The 598-nt window shown below is 50.0% G+C and carries 1 protein-coding gene; it reads right to left on the reverse strand.

The annotated features are described in order from the left end of the window. The coding region (locus R7040_RS28055; protein WP_318097829.1) for an NAD(P)-dependent oxidoreductase at positions 1-598 on the reverse strand (598 nt) is incomplete at both ends.

Below are 598 nucleotides of genomic sequence, written 5' to 3' on the forward strand. Positions count from 1 at the left end.
TTCATTTGCTGTAACTCGGCTTTGCCAATCAAATTCTGCGTATGCTCGTTAAGCGGACAGTGCAAAGTCAACGCGTCAGAGTGTTTCAACACTTCCTCAAATGGCACATAACCTGGTCGACATTCTGCCGCGCCTTTACGCTCCGCAAATAAAACGGTCATTCCTAGCGCTTGAGCCAGATTCGCCGTGGCTTGCCCCAATGCACCACTACCGACGACACCTAGTGTACTGCCGCCAACATCCCCGATGGAATGAGTAAAAAAGCAGACCTGCTTATTTCGCTGCCATTCACCAGCCGCAATGTCTTGATGGTACCCAAACAAGTTTCGACGCAAAGCAAACAACATCGCGATCACATGCTCAGGCACAGATCGAGTGGCATAACCACGCACGTTCGCGACTGCAATGCCATGTTCAGCACAATAGTTTACATCGACATTGTTAAACCCTGTCGCCGCAACGGCAATCATCTTGAGCTGAGGCAGCTGCGAAAGTACCGATTGATCCAGCACCACTTTATTGCTGATGACGATATCGGCATCAGCCAAGCGTTCAACCACGAACTCAGGCGGTGTCAGTTCATACTCCATGCAATGAT

Source organism: Vibrio sp. 1069 (assembly GCF_033340555.1).